We start from the raw sequence: 25,714 nt of genomic DNA, 5'->3' as shown, positions 1-25,714 counted from the left end.
GTACACCTCAGCAACTGTGCTCGCTGGAAAGGATTTCGCATCATGGCAGGAATCTTCATCACCGCCCGGGAAGGTGACGGTCTCGGCCGGAGTCTCGGTCACGTGTTCGGAAGGGACCGGGTCGTCCGGTCCGGCGGCCCCGCGTCCGTCCTGGTGGTGCCGATCGGCGCCGAGGGGCTGGACGACGGGGTCCAGGAGGAGATCGCCGAAGCACTGCGGCTCGGGAAGAAGATCGTCCCGGTCCTCGTCGACGACGCCGTCATGCCCGATGAAAGCGAACTGCCGTCCGAAATCGCCGGCTTCGCCCGCCTGCGGTACCGGCGGCTCGGCGGACGCACGGCGGGACAGGACATCGCGGGGCTGGTCATCGAACTGATCCGGATCGCCCCGGAACTGGGCATCGGTGTCGTGCAGGGCCTCGAAGACCTGGGGGAGTGGCTCGAATCCTGGCGGAACGAGACGCGTCCCGTGCTGCCGGAGGCACTCCCGGTGCTCGGCCGGGCCCGCGAAACGGACCGGCTCTGCGCTTGGCTGGACGCCGCGCCGTCGGTCCTGCCCGTCCACGCCGTCAGCCGGACCGAGGCCGCGGCGTTCGTCGCGACCGCGGTGGCGGCCCAGCGGCCGGGTCTCCGCGCGGTCCGCGTGTCCAGTGAGCAGGGCTGGCGTCATTGCCGCGATCTGGAGGGACCGTTCCTCGCGGTGGTGGACGGTGTCGAGGTGGGGGACGACACCGGTGGCGGGCATGTCGTCGTGGTGCGGAGGACGCCGGACCGGGACGGTGCCGATCTCCTGGAGCTGCCCGGGATTCCGCGTGACGAGGCGGCCGAGAAGTTCGCCGCGGCCGGCGTCCCGCCCGCCGACGCGGCGGCCTACGCGGACACCGCACGGCTGAGTCTCGGTGCCCTGCGCCGGAAACTGGCCGTCGCCGATGACCTCCCGAAGTGGGTGAACCCGCTGGAGCGCGATCTCGCCGCACCGCTCCTGCTGATCGGCCGGTGGTCGGCGGGATCGCGGCACGATCTGGACGAGATCGCCGCGATCGCCGGCCGGGAGATCGACGAGCTCACGCGCTTCTTCGCCAGGTCCGAGGCAGGCGACGACCCCCTGCTCGCCCGGTCGGGCGACACGGTGCGGCTGGCGGATCCGCACGATGCCTGGGCGCTCCTCCACGGCAGGCTCGGCGCGCAGGATCTGCGGCGCTGGAACGAGGAAGCCGTCAAGGTGCTCACGGAACGGGAGCCTGGGCGGAAGTGGTCGGCGGAACTGCGCCACGGGCTGGCGCGGAGCGCGGCGCTCCTGGCCTCCGAAGGGAACACGACGCTGTCGGGCGGGGTCGCGTGCGCCGACCACGCCACCCGCTTCGTCCGCGAAGTGCTCGGTCAAGCCAACGACGACGCGGACGGTGTGCTCTGGCGGTCGCTCGCGGACGTGCTGCCCTTGCTCGCGGAAGCCGCTCCTCACGAATTCCTCGGCGCCGTCGATCACGCGCTGACCAGCGACCCGTCACCGCTGAGCGGTACTTCCGACGGCCTGGTCGCGGCGCTGGAAACCGTCAGCTGGTCCGACGACGCGTTGCCGATGGTGGTCTCGCTGCTGGCCGAGCTGACGCGGCCCGGCCGGGAGACGGGGGACCAGCCGCTAGAATCCCTGATCACCCTGGTGCAGCCGTGGTACCCGTATCTCGACCTGCCCGCCGGGCAACGGACCGAGTTGGTCAAGGCGATCGGCCGTCGGTCGCCGGAAGCGGGCTGGCGGCTGGCCCTCGCCCTCCTGCGCGGTCCGCGCGGACACCTTCTCGCCAGTCCGAAGCGGCCCCAGGTCCGTCTCGAATGGACGGTCCCGATGCCGCCGGTCGCCGTCGCCGACGGGCCGGAATTCGAAGACGAGCTGGTCGCCTCGGCGCTGTCGGCCCTGGCGGAACGGCCTCACCGGTGGTGCGAGTTCTTCGAGCGGCTGCCCGAGCTGAACACCGCGCAGTGGGATCGCGTCGTGGACGGCTTCACGAGGCTGGACGCCGAACGGCTCTCGGCGGACGAACGTCTTCGCCTCTGGGGCCTGCTCACCGGAGTGATCGCCGAGCATCGTCATCACCACGGCGCCGGCTGGACGCTGCCGGAGGAATTGCTGCAGTGGCTGGAATCGTGCGCCGAGATGGTCGAGCCCTCGGTCAACCCGGGGCGGCACGGCCTGTTGTTCGGCCGGACTCCGTACCTGGACGGTGGTGAGTCCCTCGATCCGGACGCGCGTGACGCCGAGATCGAGCGCCTTCGCCGCGACGCGGTCAGTGGTGTCCTTCGCGAACACGGTGCCGCCGGGTTGAGTGCCCTCGCCGCCGAGAGCGCTCTGCCCAGGCTGGTCGGAGTGGTCGCGGCCCAGGTCGCCGGGGACGACCTCCAGGAAGACGCGCTCGCGGAACTCGGGCGCGAGGACTGGGCGGCGGGCTGGGCGGGCGAGATGGCGCGCTCACAGGGCGAAGAATGGCGGCACGGGGTCGCGACACAGCTCAAGGAACAAGACCGGCTGGTCGACTACCTCCTTGCCGTCCCGGTGGACCACGCGCCGTCGCTCTTCGAAGCCGCCGACGACGCGGTCCTCGAGGGCTACTGGACGCATGTCGGCCCGTGGCCGCTCCCCGAAGGACGGGAATCGTTCTTCGTCACCCAACTCGCGCGGCGACGGCCGTGGGCCGCGGTCAAGGCACTCGCACTGGCCGTGCGCGCGGCCGAACCGCCGTCCTTGCCCGTGTCCCTGGTCGAGGACGTGCTGCTCCAGGCGTCCGCCGACGGAGTCGAGGCACCCGACCGCAAGGCCGTCGCGAACGTGGGGCCGCTACTGGACCACCTGGCCGAGGCAGGCGGTTCGGACGTCGCGGTCGCGCGGCTGGAACTGCGGTTCCACGCGGCGCTCAAACACCACCGGAAACCGCGGAGCCTCCAGCGGATCCTCGCCGAGGACCCGGGCGCGTTCGTCGATCTCTGCACCCGGATCCAGCCCGCGGACGACGGCGCGCCGAGCGTGGAACTGGTCGACGCGTGGCTGACGATCTTCGAGACACGCACCATGCCGGGCGCCACCGAGTCCGGTCTCGACGGTGCCGCGCTCAAGGCCTGGGTTTCGCGCGCCCGCACGGAGTTCGCCGACCGCGGCCGGGCCGAGTTCGGCGACCGGACGATCGGCACCCTGCTGGCGAGCGGTTCCCCCGTCCCCGACGGCGGATGGCCGCCGGAGCCGGTCCGGGACGTCCTGGACGTCGCCGACGGCGGATATCTCCGGGAAGGCTTCGCCACCGGTCTGACCGTCCAGGACGGCGACTCGGGTGAGCTCGCGCAGCGGCATCGCGGCTGGGCCCGGCGGATCAACGTCGGCTGGCCGCGGGTCGCCGCGCTCCTGCGTGAGCACGCCGACGACCTGGCGCGACGCGGCTGACGTCGAAACGGCGCTCCGGGTGGACGGCTCTCCGCCCGGAGCGCCTCGTAGGCTGACCAGGTGACCGGGACGACGACGGCCGAGGTGCTGGCCGAACTGGCCGCGCTCGAAGACCCGCGCGCGCGGCAGGTGAACGAGAAACACGGCGACGACCACGGGGTGAACCTCGGCAAGCTTCGTGCGATCGCGAAGCGGCTGAAGACCCAGCAGGAACTCGCGCGCGAGCTGTGGGAAACGGACGACACGGCGGCGAAACTGCTCGCGCTCCTGATCTGCCGTCCGAAGGCGTTCGACCGCGACGAGCTGGACCGCATGGTGCGCGAGGCGCGCACCCCAAAGGTGCACGACTGGCTCGTGAACTACGTCGTCAAGAAGAACCCGCACGCCGAAGAGCTGCGCCTGGCGTGGTTCGCCGATCCGGACCCCGTGGTCGCGAGCGCCGGCTGGGCCCTGACCACCGAACGCGTGGCGAAGCGGCCCGAGGGCCTCGACCTCACCCGGCTGCTCGACGTCATCGAAGCGGAGCTGAAGACCGCGCCGGACCGCCTGCAGTGGGCGATGAACCACTGCCTGGCGCAGATCGGGATCGACCACGCGGAGCACCGTGCCCGGGCGATCGACATCGGGGAGCGCCTCGAAGTGCTCAAGGACTATCCGACCCCGCCGAACTGCACGTCGCCGTTCGCGCCCGCCTGGATCGCCGAGATGGTGCGACGGCAGGCGTGACACGCGCCGGTTGTCGCTACGGAAGTCCGTGTTCCGGGCCAGGCCGGAGTCTCAGCCGAGCGCGTCCGCCTTGATGGCCTCGAACTGGGCGCCCATCCGCGCCGCGAGCGCTTCCGCCGCCCGCAACGGCCGGACCATCACCTTGAAGTCGGTGATCTTGCCGTCGGCGCCGAAGGTCAGGAGGTCGCAGCCGTTGATCTCCAGCCCGTCGACGGTCGCTTCGAACTCGTACACGTGGTGCGCGCCGTCGTGGATCTCGCGGACGTAGCGGAAGTCCTCGAACACGCGCAGCACGCCGCGCAGGATCGCCGCGGTGATCGCCTTCCCCTGGTAGGGCTTGAACGCGACCGGGCTGGTGAAGACCACGTCGTCGGCGAGCAACGCCTCGATCGCGGCGGCGTCCTTCGCTTCGACCGCTTCACGGAACGTGGGCATGGCGATCTCCTCATAGTCAACTTGTTGAGTAGATGCGCCGAGCGTAGGTGATCACCGCGTCACTGTCCAACAAAGTGTCTAGTCAACTTTGCGACTAATCCGCGCGGCACTATCATCGCCCCCATGGCGCTGCGGAACGCGATCCTCGCGACGCTCCTGGACGGTGAGTCCTCGGGCTACGACCTGGCGAAGAGCTTCAACGCGTCGGTCGCCAACTTCTGGACCGCGACACCGCAGCAGCTCTACCGCGAACTGGACAAAATGGAGTCGCAGGGCCTGGTGGCGGCGCGAGTCGTCGAACAGCGGCGGCGTCCCACCAAGCGGCTCTTCTCCCTGACCGACGCGGGTGCGGCCGAACTCGCCGAATTCACCACCCGGGCGCCGAAGCCGACCGCGATCCGTGACGAGCTGCTGGTCCAGGTCCAAGCCATCGAGGCAGGCGACGACAAGGAGGTCCGGCGCGCGGTCGCGGACAGGATGGCCATAGCCGAGACGAAACTCAAGCAGTTCGAGCGCCTTCGTGAGCGTCTGCTCGGCGAGTCCGCCGAAGCGGATTTCCTCGCCACCGCGCCCCGGGTCGGGCCGTATCTGACCCTCGCTCGCGGGATCGCGTTCGAACAGGAGAATATTCGTTGGTGCGAGAAGGTCCTCGCGGCACTCGATCGGCGCGACGGAGATGAACGGCATGGTTGAGCGGAAAACGGGCCCGAGATTTCGTCAGGTGGTGCTGGACGGCACCGACGTCCGCACCTTGGCGGAGTTCTACCGGCGGCTGCTGGTCTGGGATTACCGGCCGGGGGACGAAGCGCCCCCGCCCGGCACCGAGGACAAGGACTGGCTGGTCCTGCGGAACCCGGACGGCGGGGCGCAACTCGCGTTCCAGCAGGTCGACCGGCTGGAAGAAGCGAGCTGGCCGGACGCCGAACCGGTGCCCCAGCAACTGCACCTGGACCTGACCGTGGACTCGGTCGAGGATCTCGAGGCGCAGCATGCCCGCGTCCTCGAACTCGGCGGGCGCCTCAGGTACGACCGCAGCGAGGACCCGGACGAACCCTTGCGCGTCTACGCGGATCCGGCGGGGCATCCGTTCTGCGTCTTCGTCGCCTGAACGCGCTCAGGCGCGGCACAGCAGCGCGTCAGGAGTGCGATTCGAGCCGACGCGCCCGGTGTACGCGACACCGGCGACATATTCGCCCGGAGCGCACTGGCCCTTGTAGTGGCCCGACGCGTAATCACCGCCGGGATTCCCGGAAGGCCGGTTGTCGCCGCGGTCGAACCAGACCGTCCGTCCGGCCCTGCCGAGCGGAGTGGCGGATTTTCCGCACAGGAGCGCGGAGAACGCCGCGCCGGTGACGCTGTAGCCGACCGCGGCGTGCTCGGGCGGGCATTGCACCTTGGTGTAGCCGGACGCCCAGTCGGTGTCCACATAGGTCTCTCCGCGGACCACGACGTAGCCCGCCGGCACGGCGAGCCTGCCGGTGCACAGCCCCCGGTTCCCGGTATGGGAAAGACCGGTGAGCCGCTGCCCGTCGGGGCAGGCTCCCTTGCGCGCGCCCGGATTCCAGTCCGCCATCGCGCGAACCTTGCGTGAGGCCTGGAAATCCGCGTAGTCGAGGTTCAGCATCGACCAGCGCTCGGCTTCGGGGATCCGTCCGGAGCGGGATGGGGCACTCACCAGCCGCCGCCACGCGGGGCCACGCCAGTCCGTGCCGTCGAGCACGTCGACGCGCCGGCCCGCCGCGTCCCACGAGAGCAAGGACCAGCCGTTGCCCGTGCTGCCTTCGTGGAACCCGACCGCGGGCCAGTAGGCGAAGTCGGTGTCGGTCTCCGCGAGGTAGGAGACGAAATTCTCGAACCAGGCTCGGCTCGCCGCGTCGGTGGTGTGACGCCCTTCGCCGAACTCGCTGATCCAGAGCGGCGCCGTGTAGTGCTTGCCGGTCTCCGCCGAAACGAAGAACGCTTGCCGGTAAAGGACATCACGGAGTTCTTGCGGCGACAGGTCGCGGTAGCGCGGGTCGTGAGTCTCGCCGGTGCCGGTCGCCCCGGAATGGTTCGGACCGGTGTACCCGTAGAAATGCGCGGCGTAGACCAGTTTCCCGGAATCCACGAGCGTATGCGACAGCGTGCGGGCAGGCTCCAGCGTGGGCCTGCCGTGCGGAAGGCCGTCCACGGGCAGGCCGGTCCAGTTGATGCCCTCGACGATGAGCAACAGGTCGGGATTGGCCTCGGTCAGGATGCGGTCGGCCACCCGCTGGCTCGCGCGCTGCCAGTCCGTGCCGTTTCCCCAGCCCCAGTTGGGATCGTCGAAGACGTTGCGGCGGACCTCGTTGTACAGATCGGCGCCCGCGACCCGTTTGTTCGCGGCGTACCGGCGGGCCATGAACAGCCAGTCCTCCTGCCACCGCTGCTCGGTCTGCGCGGTGTTCCAGCGCTCGTTGCCGTCGAGACCGCAGCACCAGCGGGAGGTCGTGGTGTGGTTGTTGAGGATCACCGCGAAGCCGCGCGCGGTCAGCCGCGCGACGACGCGGTCGTAGACCTGCAACGGGGTGAGGCCGCGCAGCCCCGGGTTCGCCGGGAGGTCCGGGACCGGTCTGGTGTCGTGGATCATCGCGTTGGAGAAGGGCAGCCGGACACTGTTCAGGCCCAGCTCCGCCAGCCCGTCGATGATCGTGTCGATCGAGGCCCGGTCCAACCCGAGCGGTGTCTGGTAGGCGATCTCGCCGGCGTGGTGCGCGGCCGGATCGTTCACATCGCCCGAGCCGGTCCACGTACCGCTCGCGCCGTGCCAGTTGGCGGCCTTCAGCTTGAACCGGTCGCCCGCCGCGTCGACGAGGTAGCGGCCGCGCGTGCTCAGCGGCGCCACCCACTCCGCCGGGTCCGCCCCGGCGACGGCGGGCGGGGGAATCACGATTCCGGCGGTCATCAGGACGGCGAGCAGCACACTCTTGATCCTCACCCGCCGGAGGCTAGCCAGAAGCGCGGCCGGTTGTATACGGGCGATCAGGTAGCTTCCGGTCATGACCACCGCGCTGATCATCGGTGACCTCCAGCGAGGTATCACGGGCAATTACCCGTTCACCGGAACAGTCCTGCCGCCGATCAAGAGCCTGCTGCCGCGTGCGCGTGCGGCCGGCGCGCTCGTCGTGTTCGTCCACTTCGCACTCCGCGGCAACGGGGCCGACCTGCCGCCCGGGAACGCGCTGTTCAAGACGTTCCACGAGGCGGGGGACACCTTCCACGAGGGTTCGGCCGGGACGGAGATCGATCTCCCGGTCGCCGACGAGGACGTGGTCGTGCTGAAACGCCGTGCCAGCGCGTTCGCCGGTACCGACCTCGACCTGGTGCTCCGCGCCCGCGGCGTCGACACGGTCGCGATCGCCGGGGTCGCGACCAGCGCCATGGTGGCCGCGACGGCCTACGACGCGGCGGACCGCGGTTATCACGTGACCGTGCTGCGCGACGGTTGTGCCGACGGAGATCCGGAGATGCACGGCTTCTTCGTCGACAAGGTGTTCCCGAGCCGGGGCTTCGAAGTCGTGCCGTGCGCGGAGTGGCTCGTCGGCGGCGCATAAATCGCGGGACCGGATCGCCCGGATGTGGCACCGTGGTCGCCGATCTGATCGAGGAGGGCGGAGATGGAGACGAGTCGGCTCGGGCGCACCGCTGTCGAGGTGACACGGCTGGGATTCGGCGGCGGGCCGCTCGGCGGATTGTTCGCGCCACTGGACGACGAGACCGCGGCGGGGGCGCTGGCCGCGGCTTGGGACGGCGGGATCCGCTACTACGACACGTCACCGCATTACGGGATCGGGCATTCCGAACGCCGCATCGGCGAGTTCCTGCGCTCGCGGCCGCGAGCTTCCTTCGTCCTGTCGACGAAGGTCGGCCGCCTGCTGGTTCCCCAGGATCCGGCCGGGCGAAGGGATCCGGCGGGCTTCCACGTCCCCGCGACGCACCGCCGGGTACGCGACTTCACACGAGACGGGATCCGGCGCAGCGTCGAAGATTCCCTGGAGCGGATGGGCCTCGACCGGATCGACGTGCTGTACCTGCACGACGCCGAGGAGTACTTCGACGACGCGCTGCGCGACGGCTACCCGGCCCTCTCTGAGCTGCGGTCGGAAGGGATCGTCGGCGCGATCGGCGCCGGCATGTACGACACCGCCCTGCTGACCACTTTGGTCGAGGAGACCGATGTCGACGTGATCATGCAGTCCGGCCGCCACACGCTGCTCGATCACAGCGCGCTCGACACCTTCCTGCCCGCGTGCGAGGAACGCGGGGTCTCGGTGATCGCGGCGTCGATCTTCAACTCCGGGCTGCTCGCCGTGCCGAGGCCTGTCGCGGGAGCACACTTCGACTACGAGACCGCCGCACCGGAGGTCGTGGAGCGGGCGAACCGGATCGCCGACGTGTGTGAAGCACACGGCGTGACGCTTCCGCAGGCCGCCATGGCCTTCCCGTTGCAGCACCCGGCCGTCGCCGGTATCGCGGTCGGGATGCGGTCCGCCGAAGAGGCGCGAAGCAACTTGGAATCCTTCGCCGCGGAGGTGCCCGCGCAGGTCTGGGCCGATCTGCGCGCCGCGGGTTTGATCCGTTCGACAGCGATTAGGGTGGTCTGATGGTGTCGGTGAAACAGGTCCAGGTCACGTTCGACTGCGCGAAACCCGAGCGCCTCGCCCGGTTCTGGTGCGAGATCCTCGGCTACGTCGTGCCTTCGCCCCCGGAGGGGTTCGACACCTGGGACGACTACAACCGTACGCTGCCGCCCGAGAAGCGGGACGCCGGTTTCGCCTGCAGTGACCCCACCGGCGTGGGCCCGCGGCTGTACTTCCAGCGTGTCCCCGAAGGCAAGGTCGTGAAGAACCGGGTGCATCTCTGCGTGCGGGCGGGCACCGGGCTCGTCGGCGAAGAACGTCTCGCCGCCCTCCAGGCCGAACGCACCCGCCTGGAGGCGCTCGGCGCGGTCTGCGAGCGGGTCATGCTCGCCGACGAGGAGAACGAGTCGTGCATCGTGATGCAGGACATCGAGGGCAACGAGTTCTGTCTCGACTGAGGCCCTGTTCATCTCGCGTCGCGGATGCTGAACGTCGTGATGCAGAATCCGCCGTCCTCGGTGCGATCCGCGATCACGGTGCCCCTGGCGGACCGTCCTTTGACGACTCCGGCGACGTCGGCCAGGACGAACTTGGCAGTCCCGCTGGTGGTCGTTACTTGAACGCGTGAACCGAGCGGGAGCAGGGAATCGATCTTGTCGTCCATGAACCTCTTCTGCGCCTCGCAGGCGAGCGCGATCGCCGACGGCTTGTCGCTCCCGGCGATCTTGGCGAGAAAGTCCGCGACCACCTGAATACCCTTTTCGGGCGGTCGAGCCGGACGCCTGGTGATCGTGATCCTCGGACGGCTGACCCTGGTGCTGGTCGGGCTTTCCGTGGTGCTCGTGGGTGAAGAGGTGGTCGTCGGGGTGCTCAGCGGGACGGGCAGCGAGATCCCGTGCCCGTTGCGGAGCAGGAAACCGGGCGCGGCGAACCCGGTGATGCAGAAGGCGACCAGCACGATCACCGCGACCAGGATCCCGATGGCCACACCGGGCTTGACGGTCGAGGGGCGGGGGTTCTGCTGGTCGGGCAGGCCTGGACAGGTCATCGGATTCACCTTTCGTGCGGATCTGGATCGGCGATCCGACGAGGCGTTTCCGAGGTGGGTTCCGACCCTTTCGAGGATCTTACGATTGTCGTGGAAGGTGTTCCGCGGCAAGGAAAGCCGTGCTTTGGCGGGTTCGCGTGACCGGATGGACGGCACGCGAACCCGCCGTGGATCTCAGCAGGGGTTCAACAGCCAGCAGAGCCGGTACTTCGCCTGGTAGGTCGTGGACGTACCCGGCGCGATGATGTTCTGCGTCCGCGCGCCGCCGTGTGCCCAGCCGGTGTAGGCGTACTTCAGGTTGAGCGGTGGCAGGTTCTGCGGGCTGTCCGCGCTGATCGAATTGGTGGAGCCCGCGATCACCGTCCGGGAGAACGGCGTGCGCTGCTGCGTGCCGCCGACGGTGAGCATCGCCTGACTGGGACTGGAGGTGAAGTTCAGCGACACCGTCTTCGGCTGGAGGTCGACCGTCTTGCTGCCGGTCCGGCCGGTCGAGTCGGTCGCGGTGAGGGTCAGTTGCAGGTACGACGGGTAGTCGTGGTCCGGTGCGACGAACGAGCCCGCCGCGACGCCGGGGAAGTCCTGGACGTTGTGCGTATGGCAGGTGCCGTTGGTCGCGCAGTGCCGGATCGCGAGCCGCCACGAGAGCGCCGACGCCGGGAGCTGTCCGTCCTGGGCGTCGACGGCGCGGCCGGAGAAGGACACGTTCTGACCGACGGACCAGGTCAGCGTGCCTGCCGGGCCGTCGATGACCGGCACCGGGTCGAGGCCCTCCGGGTTGCCGACGGTCACCCGCACGGTCGTGGTCGCGCTCGCGCCGTGGGAGTCCGTGACCCGCAATCCGGCGTCGACCGCGGCCGCCGCGGTGTAGGTCCAGGTGGGGGCGGAGGCCGATGAGTCGTCATACGCGCCGTCGGCGTCGAGGTCCCAGGCGTACGACAGGGTGTCCCCGGCGTCCGGGTCGGTGGACGACGTGCCGTCGAATCGCACGGTCAGCGGTGCGGGCCCGCTCGTCGGATTCGCCGTCGCCACGGCGGACGGCGGCCGGTTGGTGCCGCCGGGATGGCTCACGCGACGGAGTTCGCCGCTGCCCAGCGCGACGTAGAACAGGTCGCCGCCCGGTCCGGTGAGCACCTGCACCGGGACGTTGGCGCCGGTCACGAACGGTACGAGACGGCTCGGGCTCGGCTGGCCGCCGACGGCCTGCATGGCCCAGATGCAGCCCCGGGACGAGTCGGAGAAGAACAACGCGCCGGAGTACTCGGCGGGATAGTTGCTGCCGGATTCGAACGCGATGCCGCTGATCGACGAGCCGCCGGTGGGGCAGGGGTCGCTCGCCACCACCTTGGCACGGTGGTTGTAGGCGTAGTACGGGGCGGAGTGCCCGCCAGAGGAGTACAGGGACTCGCAGCGGTCGAGGTTCGCGCCGTCGTAGCCTGCCTGCCTGGCGTTGCCTTCGAAACAGGGCCAGCCGAAGTTCTCCGCCACGCCGTCACCGACGTCGGCGACGCGGTTGATCTCCTCCCAGGTGTCCCAGCCGACGTCACCGGCCCAGAGCTCGCCGGTACCCGGCCGGAAGCCGAAGCGGAACTGGTTCCTGGCGCCGTAGGCGATCACGCGCCGGGCGTTGGCGTCGGCGCTGTTCGCGAAGGGGTTGCCGGGGACGCCTTCACCGGTGTCCGGGTCGATGCGCAGCACCGTTCCGTTGAGCAGGACCGGCTGCCCGGCAGGACGCCGCGGCGACTGTGAACGCAGCGCGCCGCCCTCGGCGGTCGGCGGCGCGAGGTTCGTGCCGGCGGGCGAGGGCGGGTCGGCGCACGGGTTCCCGGTCTGGCCGTAGTCGGCGAAAGTGAAGCTGGCGCCGTCACCGCCGCCCGCGTACAGGGCACCGTCCGGACCGAAGGCGAGCGCACCGACCGAGTGGCTGGGGTACTGCTGACACCACCCCGTGACCAGGGGTTTTTCGCTGACGGCCGTGCCGGCCGCACCCATCGTCAGCTGGGAGACCCGGCCGGTCACGACGCATCCCTTGTCCGTGGCGCCGGGCGGGGTCGGGCAGGTGTCGCCCCACCGCGGCGCGGTCCCGCCGGGCTCCGCGTCGAGGGTGTACGAGACGTAGACGTACGGCCTGGCGGGAAAAGCGGGGTCGACGGCCAGCCCGAGCAGGCCGCGATCCCAGAAGTCCTGCGTCTGGGTGCGAAGGTCAGCGAACACCGTCGCCGTCGGGTCGGCGAGCGAGTCGAAGACCTTGACCAGACCGCTCTTTTCGGCGACGAACACGCGCCCGTCCGGCGCGAACGCGGTGGCGGTCGGCGAGCTGAGCCCGCCGATCGCCACCGTGTCGGTGAAGCCGGCGGGTACCGCGGCTTCGGCGGGCGCGACGGTGACGAGACCGACCGCGAGCGCGCCGGCCAGCGGGCCGACCACGCCCACCGCCAGCGCGCGTCGTGATCTTCGGGGGAACGGGAAACGACGGGAACTCAGCACACGAACTCCTCCGCGCGGGGACCGGCCTGAACAAGACGGCTCTCCGGTATGCCGCGAGAAGGCCGAAAGTTGTTACGCGTCTGCGAGAAACGCGCACAACTTCGTGGTCATCGAGCCGGTCACGGCAGGGCGGCCAGGCACGTCGGGAAAGCCACTTTCGGGACGTCTGATGTCCTGAAAGTGGCTTTCGCGCGCTCAGCCCATGGCCGTGGGGAGACCGGTCAGGCGGGCGAGGGCGTGGAATCCGTCTTCGGTGCCAGGCCAGTGCGCGCGGACGGCGTCGAGCCCGGCGCGGCGGACGACACCACGCAGGACGACGGTGACGATGATGGCGTCGTCGGCATAACCCAGAACAGGGATGAAATCGGGGACGAGGTCGAGAGGCAAGGCAAGGTAGGCCAGCAGCAGCGTGAGCCTGATCCGGACGCCACGCGGCAGCGTCCTGTCCGCGGCCAGGCGGCGGATCAGCCGCAGCACGTCGGGCAGCAGCCGCAGCGCCTCGCGGAGCAGGCCGCCACGCGGCCGGGCGAGGACGAGCGCCGCGACGAGCGCGAGCCAGGCCACGAGCAGCGCGCCGCCGAGGCCGAGCAGCAGATCCCACCAGAACGACCCGGTCATCGCGGCCCGGATGCGGGGGCTTCGGCACGCAGCGCCGCATCCTCGAAGGCGGCAAACTCGCCCGCTGCCTGCTCGACGGCGTCGCGGGCCACTTGGCCGCCTGGCGCGGCGAAATAGTCGCGTGCGGTGATCTTGCCCAGCCAGCCGCGGAAGCGGTTCAAGTCGGCTTCGGATTCTTCGACTTCCGCGTAGGTGGCGTTGCCGCGGGCCTGTTCGTCCGCGAGTTCCCGCCGCAGTTCGGGAAGTCGCTCAAGGACTTCGGCGTACTCGGCGTCGCGGGCCTCGTTCAGTTCGGCGATCACCGACTGCTCCTCGGCCGGGTCGGTGAACGCCATCGGCAGCACGCGCGCCGTCCCGCCTTGATGGCGGACCCGGTCGACGAGGCGGCGGACCTCCCGCGTCACCTCCGCTCGCGCGGGAAGCAGGCATACCGATTGCTGCAGGTAGAGCGCGCCGAGGGAACGGAGTTTGCGCCAGACCTGGACTCGCAGCGAGTCCGGGGCGCCGGCGGTGGACACGCTGATCACCAGCCAGCCCGCTTCGCTCGATTCATCTATCACATCGGCATGTTACGTCCGTAACATCGCGCTGGTCCAGCCGTAACGGACACCGAGTGCCATACGGGCGATTCACCCGGCACGGTACGGATCCGGCGGCAGGGGATTGTCGCAAGGCGGAGGGCACCTGCCCGTGGCTCGCACCGGGGACGGGAGGTCAGCCATAGGCGCCGAAGTGCTGCATGGCGCGCCGTGGGGTCGGTCAGCCGGAGCTTGCCGTCCGCCGCGAACTTCGCGAACCGGTCCTCCAGCATCCGTTCGGGTTCGGCGCGCGCCGGTTCCGCGATCCGCTCCTTCGCTGTCAACTCCCAGAACCGTCGGCCGGATTAGCTGCCCGACGTTGCTTGACGCGGCACTGAGAGGGCGTGGATCGAGCTTCACGGGAGCTTGGTGTTCAGCTCGCCGCCGGACTGTGGGCATGACGAGGTGCCCGTCGCCGGGTGGCTGGCGGGCTCCTCGAGTTCAGACGTGGTGGAGGGTGTTGCGCCGGGGTCTTCGAAGCGGATCTCGGTATTGCGGCGGGATGAACTCCGGTAGTCCGTCGGCCGCCATGCGGACTTCCCAGTCACCGTGATGAATCAACCGATGATGGAATCCGCAGAGCAGCACGAGATTCCGGAGGTCGGTCGGTCCGTCGTCTGCCCAGTGCACGATGTGGTGGGCGTGGCAGTTCTTGGGTTTCCGGTGACATCCGGGGAAGGCGCAGCCGCCGTCGCGGATGTTCAACGCCCGCCGCTGGCCCGGTGTGACAAAACGCCGCAGCCGCCCCACATCGAGAGGTTCACCCGCGGCGCTCAGTACAACGGGCAGCATCAGGCAGTCGCAGGCGGCCAGCCGGGCTTCGCGAGCGGTCATCGTGCCGACGAAGTCCAGGCAGGCGGTCCCGAGGCCGGATTTGAGTTCGTCGAGTCCGATGGTGACATGGACGAGGGTGCGGTAGCCGCTGGTGCCAGGCTGGTCGGGGCAGGCGATCGCCAGATCGAGAATATCGACCCAGGCATCACCCATCCGTTCGCATTTCATCCGCAGATCCGCTTGCCCGAATTCGTCGACGGGGCGGGGTTGCGCGTAGGCCTCGAGGGCGGCGGCGGTGCGGGCACCGGTCTCGTCATCGAGCAGGCCGGTGAGTTTCCAGAAACCGTCCTTGCGGCGCTCCAGCGTGATCTCCCGGCGCGGCTCCTTCGGCTCCGGATCCTTGGGCTCCTTGCCGTCGGGGTCGAGCAAGCCCAGCAGGTTCGCCTCGGCCCTGGCCAGCTGCCGAGGACCCGCACTCGGGGCAAGACCGGCGAGAACCTTCTCGGCATTGGCACGGTCCTCAGCGGAGATCTCGGCCGGGAGTCTCTTCACGATCTCCAGGATCTGATCGATCCGCTCATCCCCGACCAACCCCTCCGCCGCGACAGCGGCCGTGGCGGGCAGCGCGGCAGGAACCTCAGTGCCATCCAAAGCGCGGGTCGGGTTCAGCGCGATGGCCCGCTTCACCACCGCCCCCGCTTCACCGACCGACAGTCCCGCGATATCAGCGAACCAGCTGGCCGTGCGGCCATAGCCGTACAAGTCTTTGACGCCCCGCGACTCGATCTCCGCCAGGTACCGCCCCAACCCGGCGGTGGCCATGCGAATCACCCGCAGAGACTGTTGCACGCCATGGGCAAGCTCCAGCTTGCCGGCGCGCCACAACTCCTGCGGCAACTCGGGAAGGAAGGTCTCGGACACGCCTCAATAATACCGCAATTCACCGAACAAGTGTTCGTAATTTTCGGTAACCGCTAATTGGCGCGTTTACCACTGACGGGTGATTTGAACGCAAATGGCGACTACGCTAAAACAATCAGGCTCCGTCCGGTTTATTCGCGTCCGGGCGAGACTGGTACGAGGCCGAATCGCCCGCCGTGGCCGCCTGCTGGAGCGCTGTCTGCCGATCGGTGCTGCCGTTCAGGTCGACGACGATCGCCAGCGGGCCGTTCGCACCCTCGCCGAAGCTGCGCGCGGCAGTGCTGTCGTTCGGCAGGCCGAGCTGCATGCTCGCGGCCGGGTTGGCGACGGTCGCGGCGATCGGCACCGCGATCCGGCGGCTGGCCACGAAACGCGCGCCCAGCGCCGCCAGGATCACGAAGCCCGTCGAACAGAATCGCAGGACATGGGCTAGCGGCGCAGCTTCGGCGCCGCTGGGATCGAGTCACGGTCGACGGTGAAGACGGCGAGAAAGTAGTTCGCCGTAGCGCAGTTGACGTTCTCCCCGCCGGTGAGATTCACGTTCACCGTATCGCCTTCGATGGTCAGTTCCGCGCCGTCCTCGGCACAACCGGGCTCGACGAAGGCGAAACCGCGGCGGTCGGCCGGCGGCGCGGACGACAGGGCGGCACGGACTTCGTCCAGGTTCGGGATCTTGGCGCTTTCCAGGGCTCGCTGGAGTTCCTGCGAGCCGGCTGTCCCCAGCTCCGCGGGTCCCAAGCCCGCCAGTCCGGGGGCCGAGCCGAGTGGCGTGAAGGTCTCGAGTTCCACCTGCCCTTTGCTCGCACCGGCACCACATCCCGCCACGACCAGTAGGAGGCACGCCACGATCCATCTCATGTGACGTGGACGTAGTGAGCCGTTCCCTCGGTTGCGCCGTTCGGGTCTCGAAGCGATATCGGTCCGGCCGGAGGCTCGTTCGTTCGACCGTGTGTCCGAAATGGACAGAATCGGGTGCGTCCTACGGCTGATGTCCGCGCCGGAACGGCTCGACGCCGACGACATGGCTGGAGCGGGTCGGCTCGACGAGGACCTTGACCCGGCGTTCTCCCGGAATCCGCCATTCGAAACGGTCGGTTCCGACGTACTTCTTCGCCAGCCGGTCCATGCACCGGTCCGCCTCGTCGCCTTCGACGAACTCGACGACCCGGCCGTGGATGACGACCCGGTCGTAGGGATTCTCCGTGTCCAGACAGGACAACGACACCCGAGGCTCGCGGCGCAGGTTCTCCTCCTTCACCCGGCCGACGGCGGTGTTGAACACGATGTGATCGCCTTCGACGTCGATCCACATGGGGGACACCTGGGGAGAACCGTCCTGGTTCACCGTGGCCAGGTGCCAGAACCTCGGTGCCGCGACCCAGTCGCGGATCTGCTCGCTCAACTCGGCCACGGGGCCCTCCAGTGGGTCGGGACGACGATTGTCGCACCTGACGCCCCCTTGACATACATGAAAGTATTTTTCCAACCATACGACTTGTGCGTTGCCGGGGTCGTGGCAGACGAACCGAGGACGATCCGGGCCGGCGCCTCTGGGGAGAGGAACCGTTCATGCGGCCAGCCCGCCGAATCTCTGTCGTACTCGCGCTCGGCGTCACGGCGGGGATCGCCTTCGCGTCGCCGACTCTCGCGGGTCCGTCCGGTGACGACTACTACCAGGACGCGCTGGGCAAAACCGGGCCCGAGCTCAAGGCGGCGTTGCACAAGATCATCAGTACCGGCACCAAACTGACGTACGAGCAGGTATGGGACGGGATCAAGGCCACCGACGAGGATCCGGCCGACAAGGCGAACGTCGTATTGCTCTACAGCGGCCGCTCGCAGGCGAAGACGGCCAACGGCGGGGGAGTCGACGACTGGAACCGGGAGCACGTCTGGGCCAAGTCGCACGGCGACTTCGGCACGGCGGTCGGACCCGGCACCGACCTGCACCATCTGCGGGCGGAGGACGCGTCGGTCAACAGCACACGCGGGAACAAGGACTTCGACGCCGGCGGTTCTCCGGTCGAGGAAGCACCCGGGAGCCTGACCGACGACGACTCGTTCGAGCCGCGCGACGCGGTCAAGGGCGACGTGGCCCGCATGATCCTGTACATGGGCGTCCGGTACGACGGAACCGACGGTTTCCCCGACCTCGAACCCAACGACGCCGTCGACAACGGGTCGAAACCCCATATCGGCCGGATCTCGGTCCTGCTGAGCTGGCACACCCAGGACCCGCCCGACGCCACCGAACAGCGTCGCAACCAGATCATCCACGACCAGTTCCAGCACAACCGCAACCCGTTCATCGACCACCCGGAATGGGCGGCCTCGATCTACGGCTAGGCGCTGTCCCGCAAGTCATGTTCGCGGTCTCCGCACCGCCAGGAACCACCTGGATCACGAAGCCCATCGAAAAGCCTTACAGGACACCGCCTAGGCGATCTTCCGGACGAAGCAGACCCTGTCCTGGCCGGGCCCGTCGTAGTCGCCGTGCACGGGGAGCCCGTCCACCTCCCGATCCCCGGGTTCGAGGGTGAACCCCATGGCGCGATGAAACGCGATGGATCCGGCGTTCCCCGGCGAGGTGATCGCGCGGACTTCCGTGCGGCCCGCCTCGGCGGCGTGCTGGAAGAAGGCCGTGTACAGGCGGCGGGCCGTCCCCTGCCCGCGCAGTTCCGGGTCCACGCCCACGAAGTGGATGTACGCCTGGACATCGTCGTCGGGAGAGTGGAAGCCGACGAGGAACGCCCTGATGCCGGTTCCGTCCTCGACGACCAGGCTCGTGCCGGAGAAGAACTGCAGGAACAGCTTGGGGAGCAGCAGGGAGAGTTCGCGGGCCTGGGCGGGGGTGCGCGAGTCGCCCCACCACCGCTGGACGCGGTCGACGATCGCGCCGTGGTCGGAGACGTGTGCTCGGCGCGGCTCGGACATGACGTTCTCCTCCCGGGCGATCTTGACGCCACCCCGTTCTACCGTGTCGCCAGCCGATCGGCGAGGAAGGCGAGGATCTCGTCCCTGGCGCGCAGCGTGGGATGCCCGGCGGAGTCGACGAAGTGGGCGGTGACGACGCTGTGCGGCGTGCCGACCAGGTCGCGGAAGAACGGGGGCGGGTCGGTGTTCGCGGCACTGTCCGGCAGGACCCGTCCGTCGAAGGCGTCGCCGAGGAGGGCCCGGTAGGCGGCGAACCGCTGTCCGGTGCACCAGCGGTCGCCGTCGAAGCGGTAGGCGAGCACCTTGAGGCCGTCGCGCGCGATCCGGTCCCGGACCGCGGTCGCGTCCTCCTCGGCGAGTTCGAGCGCGCCCGGGTCGTCCAGCGGGAGCGAGGGGTGGTTGACCACGGGGGCGATGACGGCGGGTTCGAGCGCCATGGTGAGGGCGAAGTTGCCGGTGAAGCACAGGCCGATCGCGCCGACCCCGGGCCCACCGCATTCGGCGTGGGCGATGCGCGCGAGCCCCCGCAGCCATCGCGTGACGGGGCTGGTCCCGCCGCCGGCGAACGCCCGGAATTCGGCGCTGACACACGCGCGGCGGACCACTTCCTCCCCAGTCTCCGCGGTCGGATACGCGCCGTCGCGCCCGAAGAGCGAAGGGACGTAGACGGTGAAGCCGGCGTCTCGCACCCACCGCGCGAACCGAAGGACGTCAGGACTGATCCCGGGCATCTCCGGCATCAGCACCACGCCGGGCCCGGATCCCGCGACGTGCACCGTCTTCGGCACGCCGTCCACCTCCACGAGCCGGTGCGAGAAGTCGGTCAGGGGATCGTCCAGGTGTCCGTGCATGGCGAAAGCCTCGCCCGGCGCGGCCTTCGCGGGGACAGGCCAGATCGCCGGATAGCGGGGTAATCTCGCCACATGCTGCGAGTGGGGGTCCTGGCCTACCCGGGCTGTTTCGCGTCCGAGGTGTTCGGTGTCCCGGATCTCCTCACGATGGCCACGCACGTCGCGGGTCCGGGCCGTGCCGGATACGAGGTTTCCGTCGTTTCCCCTCGCCGCCGGGTCGCGGCGTCGGGCGGGGTCGTGGTGACCGTCGCGCCACTGCGTGAAGTCGACGTCCTCGTCGTGCCGGGATTCGAGCTCACACCGGGGCAGGACATCGACGGGAAGATCGCGAACCTCGCACCGGAGATCGAAGCGATCCGGTCGCATGCCGCCGCGGGCGACGTCGTGGTCTCGCTCTGCGTCGGCGCGTTCCTGCTGGCCGCGGCCGGGCTGCTCGACCGTCGCCGCGCCACCACCTCATGGCTCTTCGCGGACGAACTGGCTCGGCGCTGCCCCGAAGCCGAAGTCCGGCCCGAGCGTCTGGTCGTCACCGACCGGGGAGTCACGACGACGGCGGCGTTCAGTGCCATGTACGACTTCGCCCTCGAACTGATCCGCGAGCACAGCGGCGCCGATGTGGCACGGACGACGGCGCGGGTGGCGCTGGTCGACGACGCGCGGTCGTCACAGACGCCTTATGTCGACACGCGGCTCCTGCCGCGTCCGGGCAACGCGTTTTCCCGCCGGGTCATGCGATGGCTGGACCAGAACCTCGCCGTCCGCTACGACCTCACCGCCTTGGCCGGACGGTTCAATGTCAGCACCCGGACGTTGCTGCGGCGCTTCGCGGAGGAGGCCGGGCAGACGCCCCTCGAATACCTGCATTCCTCACGCGTCCGGCGTGCCCGCCATCTCCTCGAAACGACGGACCGGACGGTCGCCGGAATCTGCGCCGCGGTCGGCTATCGGGACCCGGGCACGTTCGCCGCCCTTTTCGCGAAGCACACGGGACGGCGACCCGGCGACTATCGGGCGGCCTTCCGGCGAGACTCCAGTACTTTGTGATACTTTGTACTGGTAGTCAGTGCCACTGAGTACCAGGATGCGAAGAGGGTCACGATGGACGGTCTGACCGAGATGCTGAAGGGCACGCTCGAGGGTTGCGTGCTGGAGATCGTCGGCGGCGAGGAGACCTACGGGTATGCCATCACGCGTCGGTTGAACGAGCTCGGCTTCGCGGAAGTGGTCGAGGGGACGGTGTACACCATCCTGCTGCGGCTGGAGAAGAACGGGCTGGTCCAGGTGACGAAACGGCCGTCGGAGCAGGGGCCCCCGCGCAAGTTCTACGCGCTCAACGACGCCGGGCGCGCGGAACTCGCGACGTTCTGGGCGAAGTGGGAGTTCGTCACATCGCGGATCGACAAGCTCAAGGAGGGCGGGAAATGAAGTTCTGGGACACCATCACGGGCGGCGATCTCACCAGGGAATGGAAGGCCTTCGAAGTCCGGGCCGAAGCCTTGCCCGCGGACTATCGGGCGGCGTGGGGACAGATCACCGGGCATCTCTCCCTCTACTCGGACTTCACCGGAAGAAATCTGACGCCGATTCTCGACGGCGCCCTGGGCCTGCTCGAGGAAACGGCCGCGGACGGGCAGAACGTGCACGAGGTGCTGGGTGACGACATCGAGGGCTTCTGCGCCGCGCTGGCCGGCGGGGAGCGGCGCCACGGCTATCGCGACCGCTGGCGCGAGCAGCTGAACAGGAACGTCGCCAGGAAACTGAAGCAGCTGGGAGGCTGACGTGGGCATCCAGGACATCATCGAGGGCAAGAAGCAGTGGCGTGCGCACCTGGCGCGGGTCAAGGCGCTTCCGCCGGACTATCGGATCGTCTACCAGGAGATGCGGAAATACCTTTTCAAGGTGGGACCGGTCGACCTGGCCGACGGGCCCTTGCTCTCCGGGATCGTGGACTTCTTCGAGGAAGGTGCCGCGTCGGGTAAGGGAGTGCGGGAAGTCATCGGCGACGATGTCGCCGCCTTCTGCGACGACCTGATCAAGGACACCCCCACCTACGCGGACCGCTATCAGGAGTCGATCGGCGGGCAGCCCGGCGCGGCGGGGCGGTAAGACGATCCGCCCGGGGACCGAGGTGCCCGGGCGTCCGTCGTGGCGTCAGGCCTTCCGCTTGTCGAAGAGCGTCAGGCGTTCGCTGAGGGACCACAGCTTCCTCACGTCGCCGGGATCGACGGCGGCGGCCGCGGCCCTCGCGGGTAGCCTGCCGTCGTAGTAGCCGCCGTTGAGGACCTTGGCCGACGGATCGGCCAGCCGGGCCACCGGTTCGGCTCCTTCGATCACCGGGCGGCCCCGATGGCTGTAGCCCGGCAGCATCCTGGTGGCGATGATGCCCGGGTGCACGCTGACGGCTTCCCTGACCTTCGGCCGGAATCCGGTCAGTGCGGCGGTCATCATGGTGAGGGCGAGTTTGGACTGCGCGTACGCCGCGCCTCGGTTGTAGCGGCGCTTCCAGTTGATGTCGTTCCAGTTGATCCGCCCGCCGCGGTGCAACGAGGAAGACACGTTCACGACGCGGCTCACCGTGGAGCGGTCGAGCGTGTCTTCGAGCAGCCGGGTCAGCAGGTACGGGGCGAGATAGTTGACCTGGACGGTCTGTTCGTGGCCGTCCTTGGTGAGCACACGCCCGTGCTCGCCGGTGATTCCGGCGTTGTTGACCAGAACGTCGAGACGGGGACAGGTCTCGGCGACGGAGACAGCGAGGTCGATCACCTGGCGCAGGTCGGTGAAGTCGGCGACGGCGGGCCGGAGTTTCCGGGTGTCGACGCCGGATTTCACCAGCCGGTCGCACGCTTCGTCGCTTTCCTCGCGGGTACGCGCGTGGGCGATCACCGTGCACCCTTGAGCGATGAGAAGACGGGCGGTCTCGAAACCGATGCCGTCCGATGCGCCGGTGAGCAGGACTGTGGGGCTGTCGTTCATGGGTCCATCCACAGAGGATTCATGGCGCGTTCGATCGCGCCGGGGCCGGAAGGTCGACGGCCGGCCGGGGAATCGCCGGAATCGGGGGTATCGCCGGCCGGCCCCGGATGAGGTGGACGGTCGTCGTGGCGCACGCCCCACGCGTGCCCGCGAACGTCACCCCTGCCCATGCCGCAAGCCAAACGTGCCCGCGGCCGGGGAGCAAGCTCGGCTGATCCGGTTTTACGGATTCCTTCCGCGGGATCCCGGGCCGGTCACCGGGCACCCACCCGGAAGCGCATCCGGCAGACGACGGCGTCCGAGCGGCGGCGCAGTGCGCGGGCGAGCACGCCGCCGCGCTGGTTCTGCAGGATCCGCTGCCACCGATGCTCGGGTTCGACTTCGGCGATCAGCACGAAGACGTGCCGTCCGCCGACGGTCCGGAGATGTTCCACCAGGGGCTCACCGAGGCGGCGGCGTTCGTCGTGGAGCTGGACCAGTGCCACCTCGGGATGCCATTTTTCCCAGGCCGTCAAGAAGTCCTGTGCCGCGTGCCCGTCGTCGGGGTGGGTGACGTGGACCGCCTGCACATGGTCGCCGAGTGACAGCGCGGCGGCGAGGGCGTCACGGGTCAGGCGGGAGACGGCGTGGACGGGGACGATCACGAGTGAGCGGTTCGGCCGTGGGGGAGCCGGGGTGACGCCGAGTTCGAGCCGATCACCGATCCGGCGGTAGCTGCGCTCGACCCACTCCATGGCCGCCACCAGCAACGGAAGCGCGACGACGATCAGCCAGCCGCCCTCGCCGAATTTCGTCGTCGTCACCACGATCGCCGCGGCTCCGGTGAGCAGCGCGCCGAAACCGTTGAGCGTGGCCTTGCCGCGCCAGCCGGCCGGGCGGAGACGGCGCCAGTGCCGGACCATCCCGACCTGGGAGAGCGTGAATCCGATGAACACCCCGATCGCGAACAGCGGGACCAGGGTGTTCATCTCACCGTCGGTGATGACGAGCAGGAGTGCGGCGGTGATGGCGAGGAAACCGACCCCGTGGCGATACACCTGGCGTTCGTCGCGCAGGGCGAACACGTGCGGCAGCTTGTGGTGTCTCGCCAGCAGCTGAGCCAGTACCGGCAGACCGCCGAAGGAGGTGTTCGCGGCCAAGGCGAGCAGCACCACGGTCGAGAACTGCACCAGGTAGAAACCGAAGCCGTCGCCCAGCGCCGCGGTGGTCACCTGCGAGAGCACCGTGACGCCGTCCACCGGATGGATGCCGAACTTCCCGATCAGCACGGCGATCCCGATGAGCATCACGCCGAGCAGGCCACCCAGCGCGATTTCCGCGTGCTGCGCCCGCCGTATCCGCGGCTTGCGGAACGACGGTACGGCGTTGGCGATCGCCTCGACTCCGGTGAGCGCGGCGCAACCGTTCGCGAAAGCCTTGAGCAGCAACAGAATCCCGACCATCTGCAGGTTCTGTGCGTGGTCCGGTGCGGCGATCTCCGCGGCCGGGCCGGACCGGAAGAGACCGGCGACGATCACGGTCAGGATCGCGACCACGTAGATCACGGTGGGCACGACGAACACCCGGGCACTTTCGGCGATGCCGCGCAGATTCACCGCGGTGACCAGTGCCAGGACGCCGAGGCACAACCACAGCGTATACGGCAGCAGGCCGGGGAACGCCGACGTCAGCGCGGCGACCCCCGCCGCCACGGACACCGCGACGTTGAGCACGTAGTCCACGATCAGGGACGCCGCGGCCACCAGCGAGGCCCGTCGCCCGAGATAGGCCCGGCTGACCCCATAGGCGCCGCCACCGTCCGGGAACGCGGCGATCACCTGACGGTAGGACAGCGTCAGCACGCCGAGGAGGGCCGCGATCGCGAGCGTGACCGGCAGGGTGAAGCCCAGCCCCGCCCCGCCCGCGACGGCCAGCACGATCACGATGGCCTCGGGCCCGTAGGCGACCGAGGCCATCGCGTCCAGGGACAGCGCGGCGAGCCCGCCGACGACGGAGAGCCGGTGCCGTTCGGAGCGGTCGAGAGCGCGCTCGGGGCGGGTGAGTGTCGTGGTCACGCCGTCAGCGTGGGGTTCCGACGCTCCACGGTTCGAGGTCGTTGACAGGTTCTTGACACCGATCCCGGTGAACCCGACAGCAAACTGACGACCGTTGCGCGGTATCTTCGCCGTTCAGTCGTCCGGGCCGCGCAAGGTGAGGACCACCCGGAGAACGTGTTCGACGGCGGCCGGGAACGCGGCTCCGCGTAGTTCGCCGCGATTGGCGAGGGTACGCCCGGCGAAGTCCAGCATCCGGTCCTCACCGAGACGCCGGACGGCCAGCGTCGCCACTTCCTCGAGGTCGAGTTCGGGATGGTCCATGCGGGTCAGCGCGAATTCGATGAGCAGCTGTTCGTCCGTCATTTCGCACCTCCGTCCCGCATCGAGGATACGGAGGCGCCGGGCGGTCAGCGCACGGTGCGGCCGAGGAAGTCCCTGATGAGGGCCGCGATCTCCGGGCCGTGCGTCTCCAGTGCGAAATGTCCGGCGTCGAGAAGGTGCAGTTCGGCGTCGGGCAGGTCGCGAAGGAACGCGCGGGCTCCGTCGGCGCCGAAGATCTCGTCGTGCTCGCCCCAGGTGATGAGCGTCGGCGGGCGGTGCTCGCGGAAGTACTGCTGGAAGGCCGGGTAGGCGTCGAGATTGAACTGGTAGTCCCAGAACAGCTGCAGCTGCACCTCCTTGTTGCCCGGGCGGTCGAGCAGGGCCTGGTCGAGGGTCCAGGTGTCCGGGGTGAGCCGGTCCAGCCGGTCGGCGGGGACGCCGTGGGTGTACTGCCAGCGGGTCGCCGCGGGCTCCAGGAGTTCGCGCACGGCTTCTTCGTGGGTTTCACGGTCCTTGGCGTGCGCGAACAGGACATCCCAGAACGGTGTGAAGCCTTCGACGTAGGCGTTGCCGGACTGCACCACCAGTGCGCTGACCCGCTCCGGGTGCCGGCTCGCGATGCGGAGCCCGATGGGCGCCCCGTAGTCCTGGAGGTAGAGGGCGAAACGGTCCAGGCCGAGCGCGTCGACGAGCCCCAGGGTGATCGCGGTGAGGTTCTCGAACGAGTAGTCGAACCGGTCGACGGGCGGGGCGTCGGAGTGGCCGAAGCCGATGTGGTCGGGGGCGATGACGTGGTAGCGGTCGGCGAGTGCGGGGATCAGCGTGCGGAACATCTGCGACGACGTGGGAAAACCGTGCAGCAGCACCACGGTCGGGGCGGCCGGGTCGCCTGCTTCCCGGTAGAACACGCCGCGGCCGTCGATGGTCGCCGTGCGGTGGAAAACCTCGTCGGCGGAACGGGTTGCTTCGGACATGTCAGGTGCTCCCTTGC

The 25,714-nt window shown here is 69.2% G+C and carries 27 protein-coding genes and 1 pseudogene; 12 read left to right on the top strand and 16 right to left on the bottom strand.

Annotated elements, in window-relative coordinates; all coding sequences use genetic code 11:
* The first annotated feature begins 42 nt into the window (after positions 1–42).
* Together CVV72_RS13645 and CVV72_RS13640 are read left to right on the top strand one after the other, a co-directional pair.
* Positions 43–3,426 carry a hypothetical protein gene (locus tag CVV72_RS13645; protein WP_219152791.1) on the top strand — a complete coding sequence of 1,128 codons (3,384 nt, stop codon included), beginning with the start codon at positions 43–45 and terminating at the stop codon, positions 3,424–3,426.
* A 60-nt stretch (positions 3,427–3,486) separates the two neighbouring features.
* The gene (locus CVV72_RS13640) at positions 3,487–4,152 is read left to right on the top strand and encodes a DNA alkylation repair protein (RefSeq protein WP_219152790.1); all 666 of its coding nucleotides are present in this window, start codon (positions 3,487–3,489) and stop codon (positions 4,150–4,152) included.
* A gap of 51 nt (positions 4,153–4,203) precedes the next feature.
* On the opposite strand, the gene CVV72_RS13635 is transcribed toward CVV72_RS13640, so the two are convergent.
* Complete coding sequence (locus tag CVV72_RS13635; RefSeq protein ID WP_125684619.1) at positions 4,204–4,587, bottom strand: nuclear transport factor 2 family protein; 384 nt, start codon at positions 4,585–4,587, stop codon at positions 4,204–4,206.
* 123 nt (positions 4,588–4,710) lie between these two features.
* On the opposite strand from CVV72_RS13635, the gene CVV72_RS13630 reads away from it, so the two are divergent.
* Together CVV72_RS13630 and CVV72_RS13625 are read left to right on the top strand one after the other, a co-directional pair.
* A complete protein-coding gene (locus tag CVV72_RS13630; RefSeq protein ID WP_219152789.1) occupies positions 4,711–5,280 on the top strand; it encodes a PadR family transcriptional regulator in 570 nt (189 codons plus the stop codon).
* A complete protein-coding gene (locus tag CVV72_RS13625) occupies positions 5,273–5,695 on the top strand; it encodes a VOC family protein (protein ID WP_219152788.1) in 423 nt (140 codons plus the stop codon). Before CVV72_RS13630 ends, CVV72_RS13625 begins: the two co-directional genes overlap by 8 nt.
* A gap of 6 nt (positions 5,696–5,701) precedes the next feature.
* On the opposite strand, the gene CVV72_RS13620 is transcribed toward CVV72_RS13625, so the two are convergent.
* Entirely contained in the window at positions 5,702–7,510 is a 1,809-nt protein-coding gene (locus CVV72_RS13620; protein ID WP_255632772.1) for a glycoside hydrolase family 5 protein, read from the bottom strand.
* A gap of 94 nt (positions 7,511–7,604) precedes the next feature.
* Between CVV72_RS13620 and CVV72_RS13615 the strand changes: the two genes are divergently transcribed.
* The 3 genes from CVV72_RS13615 (at position 7,605) to CVV72_RS13605 (ending at position 9,643) form a co-directional block, all read left to right on the top strand.
* The gene (locus CVV72_RS13615; protein ID WP_219152787.1) at positions 7,605–8,159 is read left to right on the top strand and encodes a cysteine hydrolase family protein; all 555 of its coding nucleotides are present in this window, start codon (positions 7,605–7,607) and stop codon (positions 8,157–8,159) included.
* 63 nt (positions 8,160–8,222) lie between these two features.
* Complete coding sequence (locus tag CVV72_RS13610; RefSeq protein ID WP_219152786.1) at positions 8,223–9,209, top strand: aldo/keto reductase; 987 nt, start codon at positions 8,223–8,225, stop codon at positions 9,207–9,209.
* Positions 9,209–9,643: a VOC family protein gene (locus tag CVV72_RS13605; RefSeq protein WP_219152785.1), complete on the top strand. Its 435-nt coding sequence runs from the start codon at positions 9,209–9,211 to the stop codon at positions 9,641–9,643. The genes CVV72_RS13610 and CVV72_RS13605 overlap by 1 nt, the downstream gene beginning before the upstream one ends.
* An 8-nt stretch (positions 9,644–9,651) precedes the next feature.
* Here CVV72_RS13605 and CVV72_RS13600 read toward each other — a convergent pair whose 3' ends face one another.
* The 8 genes and pseudogenes from CVV72_RS13600 to CVV72_RS13565 all read right to left on the bottom strand — a co-directional run bounded on the left by CVV72_RS13600 (position 9,652) and on the right by CVV72_RS13565 (position 17,019).
* On the bottom strand, positions 9,652–10,233 hold the full coding sequence (locus tag CVV72_RS13600) for a hypothetical protein (RefSeq protein ID WP_219152784.1): 582 nt from the start codon (positions 10,231–10,233) through the stop codon (positions 9,652–9,654).
* Positions 10,234–10,407: 174 nt separating this feature from the next.
* Entirely contained in the window at positions 10,408–12,717 is a 2,310-nt protein-coding gene (locus CVV72_RS13595) for a PQQ-dependent sugar dehydrogenase (protein WP_255632678.1), read from the bottom strand.
* Between the two features lie 195 nt (positions 12,718–12,912).
* Positions 12,913–13,335: a YkvA family protein gene (locus tag CVV72_RS13590; RefSeq protein WP_219152783.1), complete on the bottom strand. Its 423-nt coding sequence runs from the start codon at positions 13,333–13,335 to the stop codon at positions 12,913–12,915.
* Entirely contained in the window at positions 13,332–13,895 is a 564-nt protein-coding gene (locus tag CVV72_RS13585) for a Chromate resistance protein ChrB (RefSeq protein WP_219152782.1), read from the bottom strand. Before CVV72_RS13585 ends, CVV72_RS13590 begins: the two co-directional genes overlap by 4 nt.
* A gap of 459 nt (positions 13,896–14,354) precedes the next feature.
* A complete protein-coding gene (locus CVV72_RS13580; protein ID WP_219150905.1) occupies positions 14,355–15,608 on the bottom strand; it encodes an HNH endonuclease signature motif containing protein in 1,254 nt (417 codons plus the stop codon).
* Positions 15,609–15,786: 178 nt separating this feature from the next.
* Positions 15,787–15,984: pseudogene (locus tag CVV72_RS13575) on the bottom strand (hypothetical protein); the annotation flags it as partial.
* A 53-nt stretch (positions 15,985–16,037) separates the two neighbouring features.
* A complete protein-coding gene (locus tag CVV72_RS13570; RefSeq protein WP_255632677.1) occupies positions 16,038–16,397 on the bottom strand; it encodes a hypothetical protein in 360 nt (119 codons plus the stop codon).
* A gap of 190 nt (positions 16,398–16,587) precedes the next feature.
* A complete protein-coding gene (locus CVV72_RS13565) occupies positions 16,588–17,019 on the bottom strand; it encodes a PPOX class F420-dependent oxidoreductase (RefSeq protein ID WP_219152780.1) in 432 nt (143 codons plus the stop codon).
* A gap of 158 nt (positions 17,020–17,177) precedes the next feature.
* Here CVV72_RS13565 and CVV72_RS13560 point away from each other — a divergent pair, with 158 nt between their 5' ends.
* Complete coding sequence (locus tag CVV72_RS13560) at positions 17,178–17,954, top strand: endonuclease I family protein (protein WP_219152779.1); 777 nt, start codon at positions 17,178–17,180, stop codon at positions 17,952–17,954.
* A 90-nt stretch (positions 17,955–18,044) separates the two neighbouring features.
* Here CVV72_RS13560 and CVV72_RS13555 read toward each other — a convergent pair whose 3' ends face one another.
* Positions 18,045–18,542, bottom strand: coding sequence for a GNAT family N-acetyltransferase (locus CVV72_RS13555; protein WP_219152778.1), 498 nt, complete (start codon positions 18,540–18,542; stop codon positions 18,045–18,047).
* 38 nt (positions 18,543–18,580) lie between these two features.
* Positions 18,581–19,393: a dienelactone hydrolase family protein gene (locus CVV72_RS13550; protein ID WP_219152777.1), complete on the bottom strand. Its 813-nt coding sequence runs from the start codon at positions 19,391–19,393 to the stop codon at positions 18,581–18,583.
* Positions 19,394–19,465: 72 nt separating this feature from the next.
* Here CVV72_RS13550 and CVV72_RS13545 point away from each other — a divergent pair, with 72 nt between their 5' ends.
* The 4 genes from CVV72_RS13545 to CVV72_RS13530 are packed head-to-tail and all read left to right on the top strand — an operon-like array spanning position 19,466 to position 21,499.
* Positions 19,466–20,437, top strand: a complete 972-nt coding sequence (locus CVV72_RS13545; RefSeq protein WP_219152776.1) for a GlxA family transcriptional regulator — start codon at positions 19,466–19,468, stop codon at positions 20,435–20,437.
* A 54-nt stretch (positions 20,438–20,491) separates the two neighbouring features.
* The gene (locus CVV72_RS13540; protein ID WP_219152775.1) at positions 20,492–20,818 is read left to right on the top strand and encodes a PadR family transcriptional regulator; all 327 of its coding nucleotides are present in this window, start codon (positions 20,492–20,494) and stop codon (positions 20,816–20,818) included.
* The gene (locus tag CVV72_RS13535; protein WP_219152774.1) at positions 20,815–21,171 is read left to right on the top strand and encodes a DUF1048 domain-containing protein; all 357 of its coding nucleotides are present in this window, start codon (positions 20,815–20,817) and stop codon (positions 21,169–21,171) included. The genes CVV72_RS13540 and CVV72_RS13535 overlap by 4 nt, the downstream gene beginning before the upstream one ends.
* 1 nt (position 21,172) lies before the next feature.
* Positions 21,173–21,499, top strand: a complete 327-nt coding sequence (locus CVV72_RS13530) for a DUF1048 domain-containing protein (protein ID WP_219152773.1) — start codon at positions 21,173–21,175, stop codon at positions 21,497–21,499.
* A gap of 45 nt (positions 21,500–21,544) precedes the next feature.
* Here CVV72_RS13530 and CVV72_RS13525 read toward each other — a convergent pair whose 3' ends face one another.
* From CVV72_RS13525 to CVV72_RS13510, 4 genes are all read right to left on the bottom strand, one after another.
* Positions 21,545–22,366, bottom strand: coding sequence for an SDR family NAD(P)-dependent oxidoreductase (locus tag CVV72_RS13525; RefSeq protein WP_219152772.1), 822 nt, complete (start codon positions 22,364–22,366; stop codon positions 21,545–21,547).
* 254 nt (positions 22,367–22,620) lie between these two features.
* Positions 22,621–24,420: an APC family permease gene (locus CVV72_RS13520; RefSeq protein ID WP_219152771.1), complete on the bottom strand. Its 1,800-nt coding sequence runs from the start codon at positions 24,418–24,420 to the stop codon at positions 22,621–22,623.
* 114 nt (positions 24,421–24,534) lie between these two features.
* Positions 24,535–24,765 (bottom strand): hypothetical protein, encoded by a 231-nt coding sequence (locus CVV72_RS13515; RefSeq protein ID WP_219152770.1) that lies wholly within the window; start codon positions 24,763–24,765, stop codon positions 24,535–24,537.
* A 44-nt stretch (positions 24,766–24,809) separates the two neighbouring features.
* Entirely contained in the window at positions 24,810–25,697 is an 888-nt protein-coding gene (locus tag CVV72_RS13510) for an alpha/beta fold hydrolase (RefSeq protein WP_219152769.1), read from the bottom strand.
* Between the last annotated feature and the right edge of the window lie 17 nt (positions 25,698–25,714).

The sequence above is a fragment of the Amycolatopsis sp. TNS106 genome (assembly GCF_019330265.1).
Taxonomy (GTDB): Bacteria; Actinomycetota; Actinomycetes; order Mycobacteriales; family Pseudonocardiaceae; genus Amycolatopsis; species Amycolatopsis lurida.
This window is presented reverse-complemented; position numbering and strand designations above follow the sequence as displayed.

Coding starts and splice junctions, on each gene's coding strand:
- CVV72_RS13645 (WP_219152791.1), top strand. CDS start 43: ATGGCAGGAATCTTCATCACCGCCCGGGAAGGTGACGGTCTCGGCCGG.
- CVV72_RS13635 (WP_125684619.1), bottom strand. CDS start 4,587: ATGCCCACGTTCCGTGAAGCGGTCGAAGCGAAGGACGCCGCCGCGATC.
- CVV72_RS13630 (WP_219152789.1), top strand. CDS start 4,711: ATGGCGCTGCGGAACGCGATCCTCGCGACGCTCCTGGACGGTGAGTCC.
- CVV72_RS13625 (WP_219152788.1), top strand. CDS start 5,273: ATGGTTGAGCGGAAAACGGGCCCGAGATTTCGTCAGGTGGTGCTGGAC.
- CVV72_RS13620 (WP_255632772.1), bottom strand. CDS start 7,510: ATGACCGCCGGAATCGTGATTCCCCCGCCCGCCGTCGCCGGGGCGGAC.
- CVV72_RS13615 (WP_219152787.1), top strand. CDS start 7,605: ATGACCACCGCGCTGATCATCGGTGACCTCCAGCGAGGTATCACGGGC.
- CVV72_RS13610 (WP_219152786.1), top strand. CDS start 8,223: ATGGAGACGAGTCGGCTCGGGCGCACCGCTGTCGAGGTGACACGGCTG.
- CVV72_RS13605 (WP_219152785.1), top strand. CDS start 9,209: ATGGTGTCGGTGAAACAGGTCCAGGTCACGTTCGACTGCGCGAAACCC.
- CVV72_RS13600 (WP_219152784.1), bottom strand. CDS start 10,233: ATGACCTGTCCAGGCCTGCCCGACCAGCAGAACCCCCGCCCCTCGACC.
- CVV72_RS13590 (WP_219152783.1), bottom strand. CDS start 13,335: ATGACCGGGTCGTTCTGGTGGGATCTGCTGCTCGGCCTCGGCGGCGCG.
- CVV72_RS13560 (WP_219152779.1), top strand. CDS start 17,178: ATGCGGCCAGCCCGCCGAATCTCTGTCGTACTCGCGCTCGGCGTCACG.
- CVV72_RS13555 (WP_219152778.1), bottom strand. CDS start 18,542: ATGTCCGAGCCGCGCCGAGCACACGTCTCCGACCACGGCGCGATCGTC.
- CVV72_RS13550 (WP_219152777.1), bottom strand. CDS start 19,393: ATGCACGGACACCTGGACGATCCCCTGACCGACTTCTCGCACCGGCTC.
- CVV72_RS13545 (WP_219152776.1), top strand. CDS start 19,466: ATGCTGCGAGTGGGGGTCCTGGCCTACCCGGGCTGTTTCGCGTCCGAG.
- CVV72_RS13540 (WP_219152775.1), top strand. CDS start 20,492: ATGGACGGTCTGACCGAGATGCTGAAGGGCACGCTCGAGGGTTGCGTG.
- CVV72_RS13535 (WP_219152774.1), top strand. CDS start 20,815: ATGAAGTTCTGGGACACCATCACGGGCGGCGATCTCACCAGGGAATGG.
- CVV72_RS13525 (WP_219152772.1), bottom strand. CDS start 22,366: ATGAACGACAGCCCCACAGTCCTGCTCACCGGCGCATCGGACGGCATC.
- CVV72_RS13515 (WP_219152770.1), bottom strand. CDS start 24,765: ATGACGGACGAACAGCTGCTCATCGAATTCGCGCTGACCCGCATGGAC.
- CVV72_RS13510 (WP_219152769.1), bottom strand. CDS start 25,697: ATGTCCGAAGCAACCCGTTCCGCCGACGAGGTTTTCCACCGCACGGCG.